Source organism: Streptococcus sp. 27098_8_22 (assembly GCF_041432415.1).
In the GTDB taxonomy this organism is placed as follows: Bacteria; Bacillota; Bacilli; order Lactobacillales; family Streptococcaceae; genus Streptococcus; species Streptococcus pseudopneumoniae_M.
Window position 1 is genome coordinate 1 of record NZ_JAPVZP010000016.1, and the last position, 4018, is coordinate 4018.

A 4018-nucleotide genomic window follows, 5' to 3' on the forward strand; every position below is an offset into this window, starting at 1 on the left:
ACTGAACAAGACGAACCAATGTGCAGGGCACTACAACTGAAGTTGTAGTACTGAACAATGAAAAAAACAATAAATCTGTCAGTGACAGAAATGAGTGAGAACTCAAACTTTTAATGAGAGTTTGATCCTGGCTCAGGACGAACGCTGGCGGCGTGCCTAATACATGCAAGTAGAACGCTGAAGGAGGAGCTTGCTTCTCCGGATGAGTTGCGAACGGGTGAGTAACGCGTAGGTAACCTGCCTGGTAGCGGGGGATAACTATTGGAAACGATAGCTAATACCGCATAACAGTAGATATTGCATGATATCTGCTTGAAAGGTGCAAATGCATCACTACCAGATGGACCTGCGTTGTATTAGCTAGTTGGTGGGGTAACGGCTCACCAAGGCGACGATACATAGCCGACCTGAGAGGGTGATCGGCCACACTGGGACTGAGACACGGCCCAGACTCCTACGGGAGGCAGCAGTAGGGAATCTTCGGCAATGGACGGAAGTCTGACCGAGCAACGCCGCGTGAGTGAAGAAGGTTTTCGGATCGTAAAGCTCTGTTGTAAGAGAAGAACGAGTGTGAGAGTGGAAAGTTCACACTGTGACGGTATCTTACCAGAAAGGGACGGCTAACTACGTGCCAGCAGCCGCGGTAATACGTAGGTCCCGAGCGTTGTCCGGATTTATTGGGCGTAAAGCGAGCGCAGGCGGTTAGATAAGTCTGAAGTTAAAGGCTGTGGCTTAACCATAGTACGCTTTGGAAACTGTTTAACTTGAGTGCAAGAGGGGAGAGTGGAATTCCATGTGTAGCGGTGAAATGCGTAGATATATGGAGGAACACCGGTGGCGAAAGCGGCTCTCTGGCTTGTAACTGACGCTGAGGCTCGAAAGCGTGGGGAGCAAACAGGATTAGATACCCTGGTAGTCCACGCCGTAAACGATGAGTGCTAGGTGTTAGACCCTTTCCGGGGTTTAGTGCCGTAGCTAACGCATTAAGCACTCCGCCTGGGGAGTACGACCGCAAGGTTGAAACTCAAAGGAATTGACGGGGGCCCGCACAAGCGGTGGAGCATGTGGTTTAATTCGAAGCAACGCGAAGAACCTTACCAGGTCTTGACATCCCTCTGACCGCTCTAGAGATAGAGTTTTCCTTCGGGACAGAGGTGACAGGTGGTGCATGGTTGTCGTCAGCTCGTGTCGTGAGATGTTGGGTTAAGTCCCGCAACGAGCGCAACCCCTATTGTTAGTTGCCATCATTCAGTTGGGCACTCTAGCGAGACTGCCGGTAATAAACCGGAGGAAGGTGGGGATGACGTCAAATCATCATGCCCCTTATGACCTGGGCTACACACGTGCTACAATGGCTGGTACAACGAGTCGCAAGTCGGTGACGACAAGCTAATCTCTTAAAGCCAGTCTCAGTTCGGATTGTAGGCTGCAACTCGCCTACATGAAGTCGGAATCGCTAGTAATCGCGGATCAGCACGCCGCGGTGAATACGTTCCCGGGCCTTGTACACACCGCCCGTCACACCACGAGAGTTTGTAACACCCGAAGTCGGTGAGGTAACCTTATAGGAGCCAGCCGCCTAAGGTGGGATAGATGATTGGGGTGAAGTCGTAACAAGGTAGCCGTATCGGAAGGTGCGGCTGGATCACCTCCTTTCTAAGGATAAGGAATGCACATTGGTCTTGTTTAGTCTTGAGAGGTCTTGTGGGGCCTTAGCTCAGCTGGGAGAGCGCCTGCTTTGCACGCAGGAGGTCAGCGGTTCGATCCCGCTAGGCTCCATTGGTGAGAGATCACCAAGTAATGCACATTGAAAATTGAATATCTATATCAAATAGTAACAAGAAAATAAACCGAAAACGCTGTAGTATTAATAAAGAGTTTATGACTGAAAGGTCAGAAAAATAAGGTTAAGTTAATAAGGGCGCACGGTGGATGCCTTGGCACTAGGAGCCGAAGAAGGACGTGACAAACGACGATATGCCTTGGGTAGCTGTAAGTAAGCGATGATCCAGGGATTTCCGAATGGGGGAACCCAACAGGTACTACCTGTTACCCATATCTGTTAAGGATATGAGGAGGAAGACGCAGTGAACTGAAACATCTAAGTAGCTGCAGGAAGAGAAAGCAAAAGCGATTGCCTTAGTAGCGGCGAGCGAAACGGCAGAAGGGCAAACCGAAGAGTTTACTCTTCGGGGTTGTAGGACTGCAATGTGGACTCAAAGATTATAGGAGAATGATTTGGGAAGATCAGCCAAAGAGAGTGAAAGCCTCGTATTCAAAATAGTCTTTGTACCTAGCAGTATCCTGAGTACGGCGGGACACGTGAAATCCCGTCGGAATCTGGGAGGACCATCTCCCAACCCTAAATACTCCCTAGTGACCGATAGTGAACCAGTACCGTGAGGGAAAGGTGAAAAGCACCCCGGGAGGGGAGTGAAATAGAACCTGAAACCGTGTGCCTACAACAAGTTCGAGCCCGTTAATGGGTGAGAGCGTGCCTTTTGTAGAATGAACCGGCGAGTTACGATATGATGCGAGGTTAAGTTGAAGAGACGGAGCCGTAGGGAAACCGAGTCTGAAAAGGGCGCTTTAGTATTATGTCGTAGACCCGAAACCATGTGACCTACCCATGAGCAGGTTGAAGGTGCGGTAAGACGCACTGGAGGACCGAACCAGGGCACGTTGAAAAGTGCTTGGATGACTTGTGGGTAGCGGAGAAATTCCAAACGAACTTGGAGATAGCTGGTTCTCTCCGAAATAGCTTTAGGGCTAGCGTCGACATTAGAGATTCTTGGAGGTAGAGCACTGTTTGGGTGAGGGGTCCATCCCGGATTACCAATCTCAGATAAACTCCGAATGCCAATGAATTATGGTCGGCAGTCAGACTGCGAGTGCTAAGATCCGTAGTCGAAAGGGAAACAGCCCAGACCACCAGCTAAGGTCCCAAAATAATTGTTAAGTGGAAAAGGATGTGGGGTTGCACAGACAACTAGGATGTTAGCTTAGAAGCAGCTATTCATTCAAAGAGTGCGTAATAGCTCACTAGTCGAGTGACCCTGCGCCGAAAATGTACCGGGGCTAAAACAATTTACCGAAGCTGTGGATACCTTTATAGGTATGGTAGGAGAGCGTTCTATGTGTGGTGAAGGTGTACCGTGAGGAGCGCTGGAACGCATAGAAGTGAGAATGCCGGTATGAGTAGCGAAAGACAGGTGAGAATCCTGTCCACCGTAAGACTAAGGTTTCCAGGGGAAGGCTCGTCCGCCCTGGGTTAGTCGGGACCTAAGGAGAGACCGAAAGGTGTATCCGATGGACAACAGGTTGATATTCCTGTACTAGAGTATGTAGTGATGGAGGGACGCAGTAGGCTAACTAAAGCAGACGATTGGAAGTGTCTGTCTAAGCAGTGAGGTGTGAATTGAGTTAAATGCTTAGTTCTATAACATTGAGCTGTGATGGGGAGCGAAGTTTAGTAGCGAAGTTAGTGACGTCACACTGCCAAGAAAAGCTTCTAGCGTTTAAACATACTCTACCCGTACCGCAAACCGACACAGGTAGTCGAGGCGAGTAGCCTCAGGTGAGCGAGAGAACTCTCGTTAAGGAACTCGGCAAAATGACCCCGTAACTTCGGGAGAAGGGGTGCTGACATATGTCAGCCGCAGTGAATAGGCCCAAGCAACTGTTTATCAAAAACACAGCTCTCTGCTAAATCGTAAGATGATGTATAGGGGGTGACGCCTGCCCGGTGCTGGAAGGTTAAGAGGAGTGCTTAGAGGTAACTCGAAGGTATGAATTGAAGCCCCAGTAAACGGCGGCCGTAACTATAACGGTCCTAAGGTAGCGAAATTCCTTGTCGGGTAAGTTCCGACCCGCACGAAAGGCGTAATGATTTGGGCACTGTCTCAACGAGAGACTCGGTGAAATTTTAGTACCTGTGAAGATGCAGGTTACCCGCGACAGGACGGAAAGACCCCATGGAGCTTTACTGCAGTTTGATATTGAGTGTCTGTACCACATG

At 49.6% G+C, this 4018-nt stretch carries 1 tRNA gene and 2 rRNA genes; all 3 read left to right on the forward strand.

The window, feature by feature from the left end:
- Positions 1-109: 109 nt before the first annotated feature.
- Positions 110-1656 (forward strand): 16S ribosomal RNA (locus O3633_RS10260).
- Positions 1657-1706: 50 nt separating this feature from the next.
- Positions 1707-1779: transfer RNA gene (locus O3633_RS10265), tRNA-Ala, on the forward strand.
- A gap of 126 nt (positions 1780-1905) precedes the next feature.
- Positions 1906-4018: ribosomal RNA gene (locus O3633_RS10270) — 23S ribosomal RNA — on the forward strand; the annotation flags it as partial.